The organism is Microbacterium sp. AISO3, from assembly GCF_002204305.1.
GTDB classification, from domain to species: Bacteria; Actinomycetota; Actinomycetes; order Actinomycetales; family Microbacteriaceae; genus Microbacterium; species Microbacterium arborescens.
Genome location: NZ_NHRF01000005.1, coordinates 226,009 through 243,228 on the forward strand (window position 1 = coordinate 226,009; position 17,220 = coordinate 243,228).

Genomic DNA, 17,220 nt, shown 5'->3' on the forward strand with positions numbered 1-17,220 from the left:
CTCACCTCCTTCGTTCGATCGCCGCCGGAGAACCGACGGGTGCGAGCACCGGGGGGAGTATGGGGAGGAGTGGCCGGTCGGTCATCGGACCGCGACCGGATGCCGCGACGAGGGTGAGCAGCACGCCCGCGGCTCCGGTGGCGAGGTCGCACGAGGCGCGCAGCATCCCGTCGCCGACGATGCGGACGCCGGCCGGGGCATCGAGCGCGTGCAGGGTCATCCGCGACAGGTGGTGGTCGCGGGCGCGGACCGTCTCCGGCGTCGCATGCCCGGTCGCCTCCAGCGAGTGGAGGAAGAGCGCCAGCCCCGCTCGGCCGGCGAAGATTCCCGACTGCACGACGAAGGGCGCCGACGCTGCTCGGATGATGCCGCGCAGTGCATCATCCAGCTCGTCGTCCGGCTCATGCGCCAGGTACTGCGCGAGGACGAGTCCGATGCCAGCCGACCCGTGGGCGAGATAGGGAAGCAGCCGCCAGCCCTGGTCCACCTGCAGCGAGCCGTCCCCGTCGCGCCGCAGCGAGCCGAGGTCGATGGCGAGAGCGCGGCGGGCGATCTCGAGAAAGCGCCGGTCTCGGGTGTGCTCGAACAGCCGCACGGCCAGGAGCGCGGTTCCGCTCGCGCCGCCTATGAGGCCGCCGCGCCGTCGTGATGCGGGCGGCGTCGTCGTCGGCGCGCTCCGCTCGTCGAGCCCCCACCTCTCGCTGAGGCGGTCGACGATGTCGATCGCTCGAGCGAGGTCGTCGGGCGAGCCGGATGCGTCGAGGAGGGCGATGCCGATACCGGCGAGGCCCGAGGCGAGGTCGGAGCCCCATGCTCCGACGTCGAGCTCGACGCTCTGCAGGCGCTCGCCGAGCGTCGTGGCCTCGTCGGTGAGCCCCAGGCGGCGGCACGCCCACACCGCGCCCGCGAGGCCGTCCATCAGGCCGACGCGAGGGCGGTCGTCCCGCACTGCGGAGATCGACTGCGACACCCACGCGCGCATCTCGGACGGCAGAGCGACACCGGCGGCGTCGAGCGCGAGGGCGACCCCCAGTGCGCCGTGGGCGAGCGAGAACGCGGGCTCCGCGAACTGACGGGGATCGCCCGGCCACAGCCGGTCGCGGCGGTGCGGCGTCGCATCGGCGATCAGCTGCGCGGCGATCCGCTCGATCGTCGGACCGGGCTGGGGATGCCGGCCCGCCTGGCCGGGGGCGCCATCGCCGCGAGACCCGAGCCGCAGCGCGGCGGCCATGCGCTCGGACCATGCGCGAGGCAGGTCGAAGGCGGCCGCGGCCTCAGCGGCGAGAGCGCCGGCCTTCGCCGGCTGAAGAGCGAGCACGCTCGTGAGCGGCAGGAAGACGTACAGCTCGATGCACGCCAGTGCGTGAGCGTCGCGCCGCACGGGGTCGGGCTCATCGGGCAGCGTGAACCCGGCCGCACCGAGTACGGCGGCGGAACGGGAGCCGACCGGCATCGACATCTCGAAGTCGATGAGGCCGACCGACCCGTCCGCGTCGACCACGACGTTCGCGGGGTGCAGATCCCCGTGGGTGAGGCCAGCGGCGTGGAGACGGGAGATCTCCCGCCGCAGGGCATCGACGACGCGCAGCATCCGGTCGCGATACGCGTGGCGCTCCGCGGCGGTGGAGACCGCGGCGGTCAGCGGGCTGCTGGTCGACACCACCCGATCGAGCGGCTGGCCCGGCAGCTGTTCCAGGACGAGGAAGCGATGACCGTGCGCGTCGAGGGATGCCCGCACCTCCGGCACGCGCACTCTGCCGGCGACGGCTCGCAGGGTCCGTTCCTCGTCCTGGAGCCGCGCGACGGCATCGCGGCCGTCCGGGGTCCAGCCGGCGAACGGCCGGGCCTCCTTCACGATGACGGGGGAGCCGTCGAGAAAGCCGCGGTAGACACCGCCGGCGTTGGAGTAGTGCAGCGCCCCGGTGATCTCCGGGAATCCCGCCGGCGGCTGGTCGCCGAGGGCGTCGAGCTGACGCCGGAGGAAGGTCGGCAGCTCGACCCAGGGCGGAACGTGGAACCCGGCTTCGCGGCGGTCGGGAACCCACTGCCCGCTCCGCAGGTCGCGCACCGCCGGCAGGGACTCGCCGTCGAGGAGCACTTCATGGTCGGTGAAAGCGCCGTACCGGACGAAGAGCGGCCCCGCGTTCCAGCGCAGGTCCGACAGGATGTACGGGCCGGGCCGGGAGCCGACTGCTTCGTCGAGGGTGCCGAGGCAGTGCTCCAGGCTCTCCTCCGAGGGCGGATAGAGCGTGATGAACTTCCCGGCGCCCGACCGCTCGGCATCCTTCGCCAGCACGGCGTCGAGCGCACGCTCGTCGATCAGGTGCTTGAACGGGATGCCATGCCGGTGGCAGTACGCCGACACGATGTCGAGCACATCGCCGGCCCCGTCGGGCAGTGCCGTGACATGCACCTTCCACCCCTGATCGGCGAGGCGCATCCCGGGCGGCAGCCAGATGGACCACGGATGCCGCCGGCCCCGCCGCCAGCCGTCCCACGGGACCACCGTCGACGGCGCGTAGACGTCCGCGCCTTCCGGTGCGCCGGCGCGGGCGGCATCCGTGTCGGGTGAGTCGTAGAACACCCGATCCCGTATCGCGAAACGCCCGAAGATCGGATCCATCTGCTTCCCCCACGGCCCGGTACGGCGGGCCCAGGGTCATCATCGGTCGGGCCGGACCGCGGGCTCGGCGGGCGAAGACCGGACAAAAGCCCCTTTGCCATTGCCGCGGGGAGCGGCGCAGGCGATGACGAGCAGGTGTACAGCGACCTGCCCGCCGGGTCGGAGTGCGTCGTGACGGAGACCCAATCCGGCACGACCGCGCTCGTGCAGGTGGCGACCGCCGACCCGGTCACCGTCGAGATCCTTCCCGCGACAGGCGGCGGAGAGCCGTACCTCGGCCTCATGCTCGGCCGGGGCAGCATGATGGTGGGTCTGCTCGTGCGTGGCAGAAACCGGTGCCGAAGTTTCACCCGGATGGATGACGAAACCTAGACCCGGTTGCGCGCTCCCCACAGCGCGAGCTGGGTGCGATCCGCGAGATCGAGCTTCTTGAGCGCGGAGTGCAGCTGCGATCGCACGGTGTGGACCGAGACCTGCAGCGTCTCGGCGATGCCCTCGTTGCTCGTGACGCCGCCGGCGAGAACGGAGATCACGCGACGCTCGGCGGAGGTCAGCTGCGCGCCGGCCTCGGGGTCTTCGGGGGCCCCGCCGCGGCGGACGAACTCGCGGATCAGCGGCGCCGTCACTCGCGATGACACGAGAGCCTCGCCCCGAGCCGCGGCGTAGATCGCGCCGACGAGCTGGTCCGAGTCGTGGCTTTTCAGCAGGTATCCGACGGCGCCGGAATCCAGGGCCTCGCTGACGTATCCGTCGACGGCGAAGCTCGTCATGACGATGACGGCGATGGGCGCGCTCCCGTCGTCGGGACGGGCGAGAAGGCGGGTCGCGGACAGCCCCGACATCTGGGGCATCTGGATGTCCATGAGCACGACGTCGGCGCGTTCGGCGCGCGCGACGTGGACGGCGTCGACGCCGTTCGAGACCTCGCCGACGACCTGGATGCCGGGAGCGCCTTCGAGCTGCAGTCGCAGCCCGCGACGCACAGCACGATTGTCGTCGGCGATCAGAACGCGGATGCGCTCGGCCCCACGAGTCATACCGTTCTCCTTGTCAGGCGACCGGGTCGATCGGGATCGTGATCCGCACTTCCCATCCGCCGGTCGGCGTCGGCCCTGCGAACAGTGTGCCCCGCAACAGCTCGACGCGCTCGCGCATCCCGCGCAGGCCCCAGCCGAGATCGAGGCCCGGAACAGGCGTCGAGTCGCTGTTCGGGGCCCGGTTGACGATCCGGACGATGAGCTCGTCCTCGGCGGCGGTCACCGAGACGCTCACGGGTGCCCCGGGAGCGTGCTTGGCCGCATTGGTCAGCGCCTCCTGCAGGGCGCGGTACGCCGTGGTCGAGACGACGGCGGGCAGATCCGACACCCCGCCCGACAGCTCGAACGACACCGGCATGCCGCGCCGCGACCAGAACTGCACGAGTTCGCCCGCCCGGCGCAGGTCACGCGTCGTCTCAGTCGGGGTCGCTGCCTCCGTGTGCAGGTCGCTCAGTGCGCCCGCGAGGCTCGCAGCGGCGAACCGCCCCTCGTTCCTCACCTCACCGACCAGGCGGATCGCCTCGTCGGGGCGGGCCGGGGCGAGAGAGATGGCGGCATCGGCGAGTGTCACGAGCCCGGCGAGGTGCTGGCCCGCGACATCGTGCAGCTCTTGCGCGATGCGGGCGCGCTCGCGTTCGCGCGCGTCGTTGACCCGTGCGTCGTGCTCCTGGCGGGCGAGCTCGGCCTGCTCACGGGCCAGTGTCACCTGACGCACCTGGGCGCCCCACCAGATCCCGAGAGCGGTCGCCCCGAGGGCCGGAGCGGAGAAGCGGAAGAACTCGTTCGCCATGAAGCTCAGGGCGGTACTGACGTCGCCCGAGTAGAAGACGGCCCAGGTGAAGAGCCCGCCCATGCCGGCGACCACGACGCCGAGCAAGCACACGACGGCCGAACCGGCCGAGACCCGGCGGGCCAGGAGGAACTGCGCGAGTGCCACGACGAGGTACATGCCGATGAGCCAGTTCGGTATGTCGAAGGCGCCGAGGAGGACGAGGTAGACGGCGACCGTCGCGAAGACCGCCGTGCGGGGCCACCGCTCGCTCAGGAGAACAGCCGAGGCTTGGGCCACGCACGCCAGGGCGAGGATGACGCACAGGACCGATATGGATACGTCGAAGGGCCAGTCGACGGGACCAGCGATCATCGCGGTGATCGGCGTCGCCAGCACCTGGACGGTCGTGCTCACCGAGACGATCGCGACCAGGATCGCCGACGCGCGACGCGTGCGGAAGAAGGTCTGCGTCGCGGGTGCGCCGAAGTCGACGCCGGGCTCTCGGGGTGGCTTCACCACAGAATCCTCTCAGCCCCGCGCAGAAGCCCCGTGCATGCCAGGATGTGAGGAGTCAGCGCGGAAGGAAACCTGTCGATGAGCAAGCCCATCACATCTCCGGAATCGAGCAAGCTGCTGCGCGCCGCGATCTGGGTCGCCATCGGCGCACTCATCGCCGCGGCGATCGTGTGCGTCGTCTGGGTTCTGATCGGCTCGGGCACCGGCATCGTCGCGCGCGCCTTCATGACGGTGCTGCTGCTCGCGGGTTTTGCGGGCATCGCGATCCTCGAGTCGCACCTGGCGGGTCGTCGGCCCGCCTGGTTCGCGCTCACGAGCATGGGCAGCTGGGTCGTCGCGCTGCTGGTCGGCGCCGTCATGATCTGGCTGCCGTCCCCGACCGAGAGCTTCGGGTGGGGATACGAGCGCTTCATGCGCTTCCTCCTGGTCGTGCTGATTCTCCAGCTCGCGCTGCTGCACCTGCGCCTGTTCACGAAGGCCTACCTGCGCAACCCCACGACGTTCCTCTCGATCGTGACCTACGTCACCATCGCCTTCGTCGGCATCGTCGCCGTCATGCTGATCGTGCCGCTCGTCGGCGGCGAGTGGTTCGACTTCCTGCCGATCTACTGGCGCGTCGTGGTCGCGCTCACCATCCTCGCGGCGGTCGGCACCGCGCTGGTCCCGCTCGTGAACGCACTGCTGATGCCTCGCCCGCCGCATCCACCGGCAGCTGCGCCGTGGCCGACCTACGCCGACGGTCGCACGCCCCTGCCCGTGCTCGGCGATGGATCGCCCGACTGGCAGGCCTACTACACCGGTCGCCCCACCTACCCGCAGGGCTACGCCCCCGCGCAGCAGGCTCCGGCACATCCGACGGCGGCTCAGACGACCCCGCCGACGCAGGCGCCCGCGCAGCCGGGATACCAGGACTACCCGCCGCCCCCGCCGCTGCCCGACCGGCCGATCGCCCCGCGCTGACGTTCCCGGCCTTGCGGAGGCCGCGAACCCCGTAGCGTGGGTCGCATGGTGGATGCCCGAGAGCTCACAGATCTGGCCGTCGAGATCGCGCGCGAGGCGGGTGCGCTCGCGCGTCGACGCCGCAGCGAGGGCGTCGCGATCGCCGCGACCAAGTCCGCGCTCGCCGACATCGTCACCGAGGCCGATCGTGAGGTCGAGCTCCTCATTCGCGATCGCATCGCTCAGGCGCGGCCAGACGACGGGTTCCTCGGCGAGGAGTCCGGAGCCGAGCACGGCGCGAGCGGCTTGACCTGGGTCGTCGACCCCATCGACGGAACCGTCAACTACGCCTACGGCATCCCGCACTACGCGGTGAGCATCGCCGTCGTCGACGGCGAGCCCGATCCGCAGCAGTGGGAGGCGGTGGCCGCGGCGGTCTTCTCGCCGGCCGTCGACGAGATGTTCCGCGCGACCGCGGGCGAGGGCGCCTGGCTCGGCGACGCCCGCCTCGCGGTGTCCGAGCCGACCGACGCGGGCGCGCTCCTGGCGACCGGCTTCGGCTACGACCCGGCGACGCACGCGGGCGATCTCGCGCGGCTGGGCCGCATCATGCCCGTCGCGCGCGACATCCGCCGCGCCGGGGCGGCATCCCTCGATCTGGCGTACGTCGCCGCCGGCCGGCTCGACGGCTACGTCGAGCGCGGACTTCAGCCCTGGGACCACGCCGCCGGCGCGCTGCTGGTCGCCGAGGCCGGGGGAGTGGTGACCGGGATGCCCGGAGAGCGTCCGGGGCGGACCATGACGATCGCCGCGTCCCCGTCGCTCCACAGTCGTCTGGCAGAACGGGTTTTCCACGAAAGCTGACGCGTGGATCGCATTCCCAGCCGCAAGTCGTTAGTGTTTACCCGTTCGTTATCTTCGGAACCCGATCCGGAGGGCGGACACCACCCGGAGAGTTTGTGCCGCGCCAGCGCGCGCTGTTTTCGAGAGCCTGCGATTTGACTTCTGAGACCACCCCCACCGAGGCCGCGTCCTCGCGACCCTCGGCAGGGGAATCCTCGTCCGGTGCGGCGACGGGTCTCACGCGGGCTACGGGACTGACGCGAGCGCAGTGGCGGCGTCTGGCTGCTGAAGCCGAGCTCGCCGCGAAGGTCGCCGCGGTTCCGACCGACGACGTCGCGACGATCGACGAGGCGCCGTCGACGCCCGACGAGCCCCGCGCGGCGTCGAGCGACGACGCGAGCACCGCCCCCGTTGCGGAGCCCGAGGCCCAGATCGACGACGAGACCGACGAGATGGTCCTCACGGTCCTCGACGGCGACGCCTACGCCGGTCCGGATCTCGTCACGCCCTCCCGTCGTCGTCGCTCGCGTCCGGCCGAGCACACTGCCCCCCAGGGGGAGTCGTTCGGTCCTGCCGCGGTCGATTCCGCGAAGACCGAGACGGCGGATGCCGCCGAGACGAGCTCGGCCGGCGACTCGGGCGCCGGTGACGAGACCCGCAAGCCTTCGGACGCGCATGACGTCGACGAGTTCGAGTTCGCCGCGCGCCTGTTCTCCTTCACTGCTCAGACGCCGGTGCAGGTTGCCGAGGAATCGATCGCCGAGCACCAGCAGCGCACGCGCGAGGTCGCGGTCGCCCGCCCGGGGCGCCTGCGTCGTGTCGGCAAGCGCGTCGCCGCGGCATCCGTCTCGATCAGCGCCGTCGCGGCCGTCGGTCTCCTCGCGGTCGGCCTGACGAGCCCTGCCGCTGCGGTCTTCGCATCCGGTGACACCGGCCGTGACATCACGGCGGAGGTGCCGCGGACGTCGGCCTCGATCGAGCCCGAGGAGATCCAGGCGTACGTGTCCTCGTCCAGTACGGGTGTGACGTTCGACCGCAGCGACACCTTCGACGTCACTTCGGTCTCGAAGATCGCCGCAGACTCGGGTGTGACCAACTTCGCCGGCACGTGGGTCAACGACCCGAACGCCGCGATCCAGTGGCCGTTCCCGGTCGGTGTACCGATCTCGGCGCAGTTCGGCTCCGTCTCATACCTCTCCGAGTTCTCGCGTCCGCACCGCGGGGTCGACCTCACTCCGGGCGCAGGCGCGGACATCCACGCCGTTGCGGGCGGAACCGTCCGCATCGCGACCGAGGCGGGCGGCGACTACGGAGTGACGGTCGTCATCGACCACAACATCGACGGCGAGCTCGTCTCGACCCGGTACGGCCACATGCAGTACGGCTCGCTCAAGGTCAAGGTCGGCGACACGGTCGAGCCCGGCCAGATCATCGGCAAGGTCGGCAGCACCGGCAAGTCGACTGGGGCTCACCTGCACCTCGAGGTCCTCCTCGGCGGCACCACGCAGACCGATCCCATCGCCTGGCTCGAGGAGCACACGAAGCGCTGACCTGATTCGAAGTGAGGCCGCCGAGATGGTATCCTCTTCTAGTTGCCCGCTCGCGGGTGGCACGCCCCGATAGCTCAGTGGCAGAGCACTTCCATGGTAAGGAAGGGGTCGTCAGTTCAATCCTGACTCGGGGCTCGCAGCATCCTCGGATGCGTTGCGGCAGGGTAGCTCAGTTGGTGAGAGCGCACGACTCATAATCGTGAGGTCGCGGGTTCAAGCCCCGCTCCTGCTACAGATGAAAACCCCCGGTGCGTCCGGGGGTTTTGTCGTATCCGGGATGAGGTCGACGCGGCGGCCGTCGCGCCGAACGCGAACGCATCAGGGAAAGAGGAGGCGCCCGGGACCCCTCCAGAGTCCCGGGCGCAGGTCGGACGCGAGACGAGGACCTAACTCGCGGCCGAGGGATCGAGCAGGCCCGCCCTGCTCCCCATCAGCGCTGGATCGCACCCGACGTGATGATCATGCCTCGGGTGGCAGATGGCCCGTGCTCACCGGCTGCGCCCCTGGCCGGGCTCAAAAAAGCCGGTCAAACGACTTAAAAGTCCCGCGACTGGGCTCTTGAAGGGCTCTGTATCCGCTGATGTTCCGCGCAGGATTTCATCCGATCGGATGATGCCGGGCACTCCCACGCGGACCGGAAACCAGAACGCCCCGTCATCCGAGGATGCGGGGCGCTCCACGATCCGGGGGGAAGATCGTCGACGTCATCGACGCTAGGGCCTCCCGGCCGGTCCGTCGAGTCGGCCTTTCGGGGGACACGGTGCCCGAGGACGGGTCGTGTCGCGTCAGCGCCGGTGGAACGGGCAACCGCTGTCGGTGCCGGCCGCACGGACACGACCGCCCGACGCGGGCTTCGTCGGCAGCCGGCGCATGTCGACGTCGAGACCGGAGCCGAGGATCGTGACATCCGGGTGGCTCAGCGCCGTGATCGCGGTCGCGAGCCCGGCGATCGCGAGCTTTTCTCCCGGGCACCGGTGGCCGGTGGCGACATCCGCGCCGCCGTGCGGGACGAACGCGGGAAGAGCCTCGTAGTCGTCGACGCCGATGAAGCGCTCGGGCGCGAACGAGTCGGCGCGCTCCCACGAGCTGTCATCGACGTTGGTGCCGAGGATGTCGAGGACGACGCGGCCACCCGCCGCGACGCGCTGGCCGTCGAGCTCGATGTCGGCGACCGCACGCGCGGGGAGCATTGGGACGAACGGGGCCGTGCGGCGGACCTCCTGGGCGAACGCGACGGCGAGCGGTCCGCCGTCGAGGGTCTTGCGATCGGCCGCCTCCGCGGCGATGCGCTCGCGCCACTCCGGACGATCGTGCAGCTCCTTCGCCGCGAAGGCCACGAACCGCGCGACGGCGATCATGGGTCGCATGCTGTTCTGCAGCTCGATCCCGGCGAGTCGCGCAGACAGCAGCACGCCGGCGCGATCGCGGTGCCAGGCCCACGCGTGGAGGGCCGTTCCGGGCTTCGGCTGGAGGTCGCCGTCGCGCACCGCCTCGATGAGGTGCTGAGCGTGGCGGTCGGACCAGCGGCGATTGATCCACGCGAGGATGTACTCGGGCGAGTAGGGGACGCCGAAGCCGTCCACGATCTGCGCCAGGCGTGCCGCCCACCGCGTCTTCGCGGCGGGAGTGCCCGGAAGTCCCGCCCACCGCATGACGGCACGCCCGAAGGCGCCCACAGCCGCGTCGTAGGCGGAGCGCTCACCGCCGGCGAACCAGTCGTCGAGCTCGCGCTGCCACTCGGCGGCGAGGAAGGGGCGCAGGCGCTCGACCTGCTCGTCCTCGTAGGCGACGTCGAGGAACGTCGCTTTGCGGTGCCTGTGGTCCTGACCGTCGAGGCTGTGAACCGAACCGTGGCCGAAGAGGGTCTCCTGCACGATCCCCGGCATCGCCCCGTGACGCCGCACCCGATCCTCGTCGTAGAACACCTCGACGCCCTCGGCGCCCCGGACGAAGATCGTCGGATCGCCGAGAAGGCCCATCGGCGCCGAGCGAGCGCCGGCTCGCACTCGCCTCCAGATCCGATCGCCGAACCCGTAACCGCGCAGCAGAAGCTGGGGGGAGTCGTCGGTCAGCGTGCGTGCAGCGGCGGTGATCGAAGACATCATGAGTCCACGCTCACACGCCGGCCCGGCTGAGCCGAGGGGGAGGCGGATCCAGCCGACGTGTGCTAGCCCGCGGCGCCCGATTCGAGGCGACGAGCAGCCCTGCGCAGAACAGCGGATTCGATGAGGAGCACGCCGCCCACCGCCGCCGCGCCGATGAGGACGAGGAGCAGCACCGGCAGGGCATCGGGCCCGGGGGGCTGCACAGTGCCGCCCTCCTGCCATGGCCACAGGGCGCGGAGCGAACCGAGCATCAGGCCCGTCATCATCGCCAGCATGACGCGCCGCCGGTGGACCAGCAGCCACTGCAGCACCGACACGAACAGCCCGAGACCGATCATCGCGCCGAGGATGAACACACCCAGATAGACCAGGTCGCGCTCGTTCACGGCGGCCAGCGTCGGGGCGTACATACCGACGGCCAGCAGGATGAACGAGCCCGAGACGCCCGGGACGACCAGTGCGCACACGGCGAACGCCGCCGCGAGCGCGACCACCGGAAGGGGCGGTTCGAGAGGATCGACCTGGGGGAGGCTCGTGAGGAGGAAACCGGCGACGGCGCCGACGGCCGCGATGGCGTACTCGCGCATCCGCCAGCGACCGCCGACCATCCGGATCGGGACGACGAGCGAGGCCAGGATGAGTCCCGCGAAGAGCGCGCGCGAGGCGACGGGCTCGGCCTCGATGATCGGCGCGAGGATCGCGGATGCCGCGAGGACCGCGGCGATCATGCCGAAGCCGACGGGCAGGACCACCGACCAGCGCACGGCGGCGAACTCCTCGCGCGCACGAGTGAGGCCGCGGCCCCGGACGCCGTCGGAGGCGGCGCGGGCGACACCGCGGGCGAGGTGGCCGGCCGAGTCGATGAGCGTCTCGTACACCCCGACGATCAGCGCGACGGTGCCACCGCTGACCCCGGGGATGATCTCGACGGTCCCGATGAGAGCGCCGCGACCGGCATCCAACAGCATTCGGGCGACGGGCATGGGTGACCTCCGGGATGACGACGACGGAGCGTTCCACGCTACCGGTGACCACCTGAGCGACCCGTGGTGGTCGCCGTTACCGCGCCCTCCGGCCCGGTGCAAGTGGCTCGACGAATTCATCGCTCCCGCGCATCGTGGAGTCATGTCCAACGCATTCAACGACGACCTCGCCCGCCCCACCGCAGTCGAGGACGCCGGCATCCAGCCGCTGCGCGACGGCGATGCGACCAGCGTGGCCGATCCCGACCTCGACCCCGCGCAGCGAGAGTGGGACCGCACCGACGCGATCGACGAGGCGCTCGACGCCGGCGTCGACCCCGCCGAACTCGACACCGCCACCGCCACGAGCGACGACCCGGCGCACATTCCCTCGGACGAAGACGAGATCCCCGCGGAGGACCTGCCCACGGGATACGCCCAGCCCGAGACCCAGGGAGACGACCCGGTCATCGCCGAGCTCGGTGAGGACGGCGAGGGCGACATCAACGACGAGGGCATGTGACCGCGGCGATCGAGTCGTACGCGCCGATCGGCGACGGTCGCACCGTCGCGCTGATCGGACTCGACGGCAGCATCGACTGGCTGCCGCTTCCCGAACTCACCTCCACCCCGGTCTTCGCCCGCCTGCTCGACAGTGAGACGGGCGGGTGCCTCGAGCTCGCGCCCACCGAGGGGTTCGAGACCACCCGGCGGTACATCCCCGACACCAACGTCCTGGAGACGACGTTCACCACCGCCCGCGGAACCGTGAAGGTCACCGACGCGATGGTCTCGGGAGTCGCCGGGCGGATGCCGTGGGCGGAGCTGGCGAGGCGCATCGACGGAATCGATGGCACCGTGCCGATGGCCTGGCGTATCCATCCCGGCACCTCGCTGCGGACGGCATCGCCCTGGATCGAGCGCACCCAGCACGGCGACGTCATCCGCAGCGGCAAGACCGCCCTCGTCGTCGTGGGTTTCGAGCACGGCCCCGACGCGCCCGACCCCGACGGCACGAGCGGCCCGCGCCTGACCGGGTTGTTCACCACCTCGGCCGGTTCGCGCCACCTGATCGCGCTCGCCGCGACGCACGACGAGCCCCTGCATCTTCCCGACCCGCGCAACGTCGACATCGGCATCGACCGGACGATCGACAACTGGCGGCACTGGTCCGAGGTCTTCTCGTACGAGGGGCCCTGGCAGGAACGCATCCAGCGCAGCGCGCTCGCCCTCAAGCTGCTCATCTTCAGCCCCACCGGCGCGATCGCCGCGGCCGCCACCACCTCGCTGCCCGAGAATCCCGAGGGCGGCAAGAACTGGGACTACCGCTACGCCTGGGTTCGCGACCTCGCCTACACCGCTCACGCCCTCGTGCGCTTCGGGCTCCGCGAGGAGACGCATGCGGCGCTGTCGTGGATGCTGCGCACCATCCGCGAGCACGGGCCCGAGCTGCACGTCATGTACACGCTGAACGGCGACCTCGTGCCCGACGCCCAGGACTATCCCGTGCCCGGATGGCGCGGCAATCAGCCCGTCGTGACGGGCAACCCCGCCCGCGAACAGCTCCAGCTCGGCGTCTACGGCGACCTCATGGCCATCTGCCGAACGTACGTCGATGCGGGCAACGTGCTCGACATCGGAACGGCACGGATGCTGGCGGGTGTCGCCGACCGCACGTGCGACCTGTGGCGCAACCCCGACTCGGGCATGTGGGAGCTGCCGGAGGAGCGGCACTACACCTCGTCGAAGATGGGGTGCTGGAAAGCTCTCGACGACGCGGTCGCGCTCGCCGAGAGCGGCGCGATCCCCGGAAGCGCGGAGCGGTGGAAGGCCGAGCGCGAACGCATCCGGCTCTGGATCGAAGAGAACTGCTGGTCGGAGTTGAAGTCTGCGTACGTGTTCTACGCCGGGTCCGAGGAGCTCGACGCCTCCGTGCTGCTGCACGCGCCAACCGGCTTCGACCGCGGCGAGCGCATGTCGACGACGATCGACGCCCTCACCGCGGAACTGGGCGCCGGGCCGCTGCTGTACCGCTACAGCGGGGTATCGGCCGAGGAGAAGACGTTCGTCGCCTGTGCGTTCTGGCGCGCTGAGGCGCTCGCGTGCGTCGGCAGGCATGACGAGGCGCTCGACCTCGTCGACCAGCTCGTCGCCCTCGCGAACGACGTCGGCATCTACGCCGAGATGATCGACGCCGACGACGGCACCGCGTGGGGCAACACGCCGCAGGCCCTCAGCCACCTCGCGTTCATCGCGACCGTGCTCACCATCCGCGACGTCGTCCCCGAGGAGGCACTCCGTGACAGATGAGATCGGAGTATTCCGCGACACCCGTGCCGTGCTCGTCGAGAGCATCTGGTGGGATCACCGCGCCGACGAGGTCGTGTGGGTCGACATCACCGCGGGACTGTTGCATCGCGGCCCGCTCGACGGTGCGGTCGACGGCAGTGACGACCGCGTCGTGGAGCTGCCCCCGCCGCTGTCGGCGGTGCAGCCGGCCGCGGGCGGCGGCTACATCGCGGCGCTGAAGGACCGGGTCGTCCTGCTCGACCCGGACGGGCGCATCGAGCGCGACCTCGCGACGCTGCGTCACCGCCACGACGGGATGCGGCTGAACGAGGGCAAGGTCGATCCGTTCGGCCGGTTCGTCGTCGGTGCCATGGAGCTCACGCGCGACGCCCCCGACGCGACCGTCTGGTCGGTCGACTCCGACGGCGGTCTGCGCGTGCTCGGCGGCGGCTACGGCGTCGCCAATGGCATGGAGTGGTCGGACGACGGGCGCACGATGTACATCACCGACACCGCGACCTCGACGGTCTACCGGGCGCCATACGGCCCCGCCGGCGACCTCGGCGAGCTCGAGCCGTACCTCGTGGGCCGATCGAGCGACGGGCTGGTCCTCGCGACCGACGGCTCGTTCTTCAACGGCCTGTACGGCGAGGGCATCGTGGCGCGCTGGAGTGCGAACGGCGAACTCGTCGACGAGATCGCGATGCCCGCGCCCAACATCACCTCCGTCGCGTTCGCCGGGCCCGACCTCGACGTCCTCCTCGTCGGATCGGCGCGCGAGAACCTCTCCGAGGAGCAACTGCAGCGGCATCCCCTCTCGGGCGGCATCCTCCGCCTCGAACCGGGCGCGACCGGCCGCCCCATTCACACGTTCGGATCTGCGTCGATCACCTGATCGACGGACCCGAGTGACGACCACCCCCAGGAAGACCGATGGAAGGAGACACCATGTCCCGTGACCAGTACACCTTCGCCAACCCCGCCGAGCTGTACGCGGACATCGAGCCCGAGAAGCAGCACATGGACGAGCCGGGCCTCGACGCCGACCTCACGCCGAAGGCCGACCTCGGCGAGGAGAGCTACCGCGGCAGCGGCCGCCTCACCGGGCGCAAGGCGCTCATCACGGGCGGCGACTCGGGCATCGGCGCCGCGACCGCGATCGCCTTCGCTCGAGAGGGGGCCGACGTGGCCATCTCCTACCTCCCCGAGGAGGAAGAGGACGCGAAGCGCATCGCCGGCATTCTGAAGGATGCGGGCGTGACGGTGGCGCAGCTCCCGGGCGACCTGCGCGACCCGGAGTACTGCCGCTCGCTCGTCGCCGACACCGTCTCGGCGCTGGGCGGCATCGACATCCTCGTCAACAACGGCGGCAAGCAGATCTTCCAGTACGAGCTGGCCGATCTGACCGACGAGCAGTTCGACGACACCTTCAAGACCAACGTCTACGCGATGTTCTGGATCACCAAGGCCGCGCTCCCGCACCTGCCGGCGGGCGCTTCGATCATCAACACCACGTCGATCCAGGCCTACTCGCCGTCGGAGACGCTCGTGGACTACGCCTCGACGAAGGCGACGATCAACACCTTCACCAAGGCCCTGGCGCAGCAGCTCGCACCGAAGGGCATCCGCGTGAACGCCGTGGCGCCCGGGCCGATCTGGACGCCGCTGCAGCCGAGCGACGGGCAGCCGCAGGAGAAGATCGACAGCTTCGGCGAGGAGACGCCGCTGGGACGCATGGGCCAGCCGGCGGAGCTCGCGCCCGCCTATGTGTTCCTCGCTTCCGCGGAATCGAGCTACGTCGCGGGGGAGACCCTGAACGTCAACGGCGGCATGCCCACGCCCTGACGTCCGCGCTCGGAGGGCGCCGGCGGCCCCGGCTGCCGGCGCTCTTCTCGACCATATTGATTGTGCACAACTGAGTTGTGTACCATGCGTCACATGGAACCGACGCAGCACATGGTCTGCTTCTCGCTCTATGCCGCGTCGCGCGCGACCACGAAGGCGTATGCCGCCCTGCTCGAGCCGCACGGGTTGACCTATCCGCAGTACCTCGTGCTCGTGCTGCTGTGGAACCGCGACGGGCGCAGCGTGAGCGACCTGGGCGAGGCGCTCGACCTCGACTCGGGCACCCTCTCGCCGCTGCTGCGCCGGATGACGCGCGACGGTCTGGTCGAGCGCGGCCGCGACAGTGCCGACGAGCGCGTCGTGACCGTGTCGCTCACCGTCCGCGGGCGCGAGCTGCGCACGGAGCTCGCTCACGTCCCCGCCTGCATCGCGCAGGGGATGGGCGTCACCGTCGACGGAGCCCGTCAGCTGATCGCCGCCCTCACCGAGCTGGCGGACGGGATGCGCGATACCGCCACCGATCTGCGCGCGGCTCCTCGCGCGACGAAGACCACCCCCGAAAAGGAAATGAAGGAGGAGCACGCATGAGCGCTCTCTACACCGCCGAAGCACTCTCGACGGGCGCCGGCCGAAACGGGCACGTCCGCACCACGGACGGCCGCGTCGACCTCGAGATGGCCATCCCGAAGGAGATGGGTGGCTCGGGCAACGGCTCCAACCCCGAGCAGCTGTTCGCCGCCGGTTACGCCGCCTGCTTCCACTCCGCCCTCCAGATGGTGGCGCGGTCCAAGAAGATCGACGTGACCGACTCCGCCGTCGGCGGTCAGGTGCAGATCCACCCGACGGATGCCGGCGGGTTCTCGCTCTCGGTCGTCCTCGAGGTCGTGCTGCCCGGTGTCGAGCGCGAGGTCGCTCAGGAGCTCGCCGATGCTGCGCACCAGGTGTGCCCGTACTCGAACGCGACCCGCGGCAACATCCCCGTCGAGATCACGGTCTCGGAGGACTGATCCCGGCGTCCCCGCGTCGCGCGCTCAGATGCGCACGACGCGGGGACGGTGCCGCACCTCCCGGTGCAGGCGCTCCATCTTCGCGTCGAGCTCGGCCGCGGTCTCCGCGGCATCCTTCAGCTCCGCGATCAGCTCCGCCGGCACGTTCGCCGCGAACTTGTAATAGATCTTGTGCTCGAGGCTCGCCCAGAAGTCCATCGCGATCGTGCGGAACTGCACCTCGACGGGGACGGTGATGCGGCCCGTGGACAGGAAGACGGGCACCTCCACGATCGCGTGCAGGCTCTTGTAGCCGTTGGGCTTGGGCTCGGCGATGTAGTCCTTGACGGTCCGCACCTCGATGTCATCCTGGGCCGTGAGCAGGTCGAACAGGCGGTAGGCGTCCTGCGTGAAGCTGCACGTGACGCGCACGCCCGCGATGTCGGTGATGTGCTCGCGGATCGACGCGAACTCGGGCTCGACGCCCTTGCGCACGACCTTCTCGACGATGCCGTCGGGCGATTTCAGCCGGCTGGAGAGATGCTCGATCGGGTTGTAGTCGTGCAGCTGCTGGAACTCGTCGCGCAGGATCTGCAGCTTGGTCTCGATCTCCTGCATCCCGAACCGGTACTCCAGGAGGAACTGCTGGAACTCGTCGCGGAGGCTCCGCAGCTCCTGGGGTGAGAAGTTCTGCAGACCGTCGGTGATCGATAGCGGGGGCACGGAGCTGCCGGTCGTCATGGCACCGACGGT

Annotated in this window: 16 protein-coding genes and 2 tRNA genes; 12 read left to right on the plus strand and 6 right to left on the minus strand. The window is 70.5% G+C overall.

Annotation, left to right across the window (positions count from 1 at the left end):
* Window position 1: 1 nt before the first annotated feature.
* Window positions 2-2,623 (minus strand): class III lanthionine synthetase LanKC, encoded by a 2,622-nt coding sequence (gene lanKC, locus CBF90_RS09835; protein WP_088380484.1) that lies wholly within the window; start codon window positions 2,621-2,623, stop codon window positions 2-4.
* A 99-nt stretch (window positions 2,624-2,722) separates the two neighbouring features.
* Here lanKC and CBF90_RS09840 point away from each other — a divergent pair, with 99 nt between their 5' ends.
* Window positions 2,723-2,995: a DUF5979 domain-containing protein gene (locus tag CBF90_RS09840; protein WP_277921431.1), complete on the plus strand. Its 273-nt coding sequence runs from the start codon at window positions 2,723-2,725 to the stop codon at window positions 2,993-2,995.
* Here CBF90_RS09840 and CBF90_RS09845 read toward each other — a convergent pair.
* A complete protein-coding gene (locus CBF90_RS09845) occupies window positions 2,992-3,660 on the minus strand; it encodes a response regulator transcription factor (protein ID WP_023952143.1) in 669 nt (222 codons plus the stop codon). The genes CBF90_RS09840 and CBF90_RS09845 overlap by 4 nt on opposite strands.
* Before the next feature lie 13 nt (window positions 3,661-3,673).
* The gene (locus CBF90_RS09850) at window positions 3,674-4,948 is read right to left on the minus strand and encodes a sensor histidine kinase (RefSeq protein ID WP_023952141.1); all 1,275 of its coding nucleotides are present in this window, start codon (window positions 4,946-4,948) and stop codon (window positions 3,674-3,676) included.
* Between the two features lie 78 nt (window positions 4,949-5,026).
* On the opposite strand from CBF90_RS09850, the gene CBF90_RS09855 reads away from it, so the two are divergent.
* The 5 genes from CBF90_RS09855 to CBF90_RS09875 all read left to right on the plus strand — a co-directional run bounded on the left by CBF90_RS09855 (window position 5,027) and on the right by CBF90_RS09875 (window position 8,512).
* On the plus strand, window positions 5,027-5,908 hold the full coding sequence (locus CBF90_RS09855) for a hypothetical protein (protein ID WP_088380487.1): 882 nt from the start codon (window positions 5,027-5,029) through the stop codon (window positions 5,906-5,908).
* A 45-nt stretch (window positions 5,909-5,953) separates the two neighbouring features.
* Window positions 5,954-6,751, plus strand: a complete 798-nt coding sequence (locus tag CBF90_RS09860; RefSeq protein WP_023952137.1) for an inositol monophosphatase family protein — start codon at window positions 5,954-5,956, stop codon at window positions 6,749-6,751.
* 134 nt (window positions 6,752-6,885) lie between these two features.
* A complete protein-coding gene (locus CBF90_RS09865; RefSeq protein WP_242435650.1) occupies window positions 6,886-8,280 on the plus strand; it encodes a M23 family metallopeptidase in 1,395 nt (464 codons plus the stop codon).
* A 63-nt stretch (window positions 8,281-8,343) separates the two neighbouring features.
* A tRNA-Thr gene (locus CBF90_RS09870) sits at window positions 8,344-8,415 on the plus strand.
* Window positions 8,416-8,438: 23 nt separating this feature from the next.
* Window positions 8,439-8,512: transfer RNA gene (locus CBF90_RS09875), tRNA-Met, on the plus strand.
* A 553-nt stretch (window positions 8,513-9,065) separates the two neighbouring features.
* Here CBF90_RS09875 and CBF90_RS09880 read toward each other — a convergent pair.
* Both CBF90_RS09880 and CBF90_RS09885 read right to left on the minus strand, forming a co-directional pair.
* Window positions 9,066-10,385: a cytochrome P450 gene (locus CBF90_RS09880; RefSeq protein WP_242435651.1), complete on the minus strand. Its 1,320-nt coding sequence runs from the start codon at window positions 10,383-10,385 to the stop codon at window positions 9,066-9,068.
* Window positions 10,386-10,447: 62 nt separating this feature from the next.
* Complete coding sequence (locus CBF90_RS09885) at window positions 10,448-11,368, minus strand: DUF368 domain-containing protein (RefSeq protein WP_023952131.1); 921 nt, start codon at window positions 11,366-11,368, stop codon at window positions 10,448-10,450.
* Between the two features lie 142 nt (window positions 11,369-11,510).
* On the opposite strand from CBF90_RS09885, the gene CBF90_RS09890 reads away from it, so the two are divergent.
* From CBF90_RS09890 to CBF90_RS09915, 6 genes are all read left to right on the plus strand, one after another.
* Window positions 11,511-11,870 carry a sugar ABC transporter ATPase gene (locus CBF90_RS09890; RefSeq protein WP_088380516.1) on the plus strand — a complete coding sequence of 120 codons (360 nt, stop codon included), beginning with the start codon at window positions 11,511-11,513 and terminating at the stop codon, window positions 11,868-11,870.
* The gene (locus CBF90_RS09895; RefSeq protein ID WP_088380488.1) at window positions 11,867-13,657 is read left to right on the plus strand and encodes a glycoside hydrolase family 15 protein; all 1,791 of its coding nucleotides are present in this window, start codon (window positions 11,867-11,869) and stop codon (window positions 13,655-13,657) included. The genes CBF90_RS09890 and CBF90_RS09895 overlap by 4 nt, the downstream gene beginning before the upstream one ends.
* On the plus strand, window positions 13,647-14,531 hold the full coding sequence (locus CBF90_RS09900; protein ID WP_088380489.1) for an SMP-30/gluconolactonase/LRE family protein: 885 nt from the start codon (window positions 13,647-13,649) through the stop codon (window positions 14,529-14,531). The genes CBF90_RS09895 and CBF90_RS09900 overlap by 11 nt, the downstream gene beginning before the upstream one ends.
* 53 nt (window positions 14,532-14,584) lie before the next feature.
* The gene (locus CBF90_RS09905; protein WP_064956219.1) at window positions 14,585-15,481 is read left to right on the plus strand and encodes an SDR family oxidoreductase; all 897 of its coding nucleotides are present in this window, start codon (window positions 14,585-14,587) and stop codon (window positions 15,479-15,481) included.
* Window positions 15,482-15,574: 93 nt separating this feature from the next.
* Window positions 15,575-16,069: a MarR family winged helix-turn-helix transcriptional regulator gene (locus CBF90_RS09910; protein WP_240482614.1), complete on the plus strand. Its 495-nt coding sequence runs from the start codon at window positions 15,575-15,577 to the stop codon at window positions 16,067-16,069.
* Window positions 16,066-16,488 (plus strand): organic hydroperoxide resistance protein, encoded by a 423-nt coding sequence (locus CBF90_RS09915; protein WP_023952119.1) that lies wholly within the window; start codon window positions 16,066-16,068, stop codon window positions 16,486-16,488. The genes CBF90_RS09910 and CBF90_RS09915 overlap by 4 nt, the downstream gene beginning before the upstream one ends.
* 24 nt (window positions 16,489-16,512) lie before the next feature.
* Here CBF90_RS09915 and CBF90_RS09920 read toward each other — a convergent pair whose 3' ends face one another.
* Complete coding sequence (locus CBF90_RS09920) at window positions 16,513-17,208, minus strand: GTP pyrophosphokinase family protein (protein ID WP_023952117.1); 696 nt, start codon at window positions 17,206-17,208, stop codon at window positions 16,513-16,515.
* Between the last annotated feature and the right edge of the window lie 12 nt (window positions 17,209-17,220).

Coding starts and splice junctions, on each gene's coding strand:
- CBF90_RS09920 (WP_023952117.1), bottom strand. CDS start 17,208: ATGACGACCGGCAGCTCCGTGCCCCCGCTATCGATCACCGACGGTCTG.
- CBF90_RS09885 (WP_023952131.1), bottom strand. CDS start 11,368: ATGCCCGTCGCCCGAATGCTGTTGGATGCCGGTCGCGGCGCTCTCATC.
- CBF90_RS09860 (WP_023952137.1), top strand. CDS start 5,954: ATGGTGGATGCCCGAGAGCTCACAGATCTGGCCGTCGAGATCGCGCGC.
- CBF90_RS09905 (WP_064956219.1), top strand. CDS start 14,585: ATGTCCCGTGACCAGTACACCTTCGCCAACCCCGCCGAGCTGTACGCG.
- CBF90_RS09845 (WP_023952143.1), bottom strand. CDS start 3,660: ATGACTCGTGGGGCCGAGCGCATCCGCGTTCTGATCGCCGACGACAAT.
- CBF90_RS09880 (WP_242435651.1), bottom strand. CDS start 10,385: ATGATGTCTTCGATCACCGCCGCTGCACGCACGCTGACCGACGACTCC.
- CBF90_RS09915 (WP_023952119.1), top strand. CDS start 16,066: ATGAGCGCTCTCTACACCGCCGAAGCACTCTCGACGGGCGCCGGCCGA.
- CBF90_RS09910 (WP_240482614.1), top strand. CDS start 15,575: ATGGAACCGACGCAGCACATGGTCTGCTTCTCGCTCTATGCCGCGTCG.
- CBF90_RS09855 (WP_088380487.1), top strand. CDS start 5,027: ATGAGCAAGCCCATCACATCTCCGGAATCGAGCAAGCTGCTGCGCGCC.
- CBF90_RS09890 (WP_088380516.1), top strand. CDS start 11,511: ATGTCCAACGCATTCAACGACGACCTCGCCCGCCCCACCGCAGTCGAG.
- lanKC (WP_088380484.1), bottom strand. CDS start 2,623: ATGGATCCGATCTTCGGGCGTTTCGCGATACGGGATCGGGTGTTCTAC.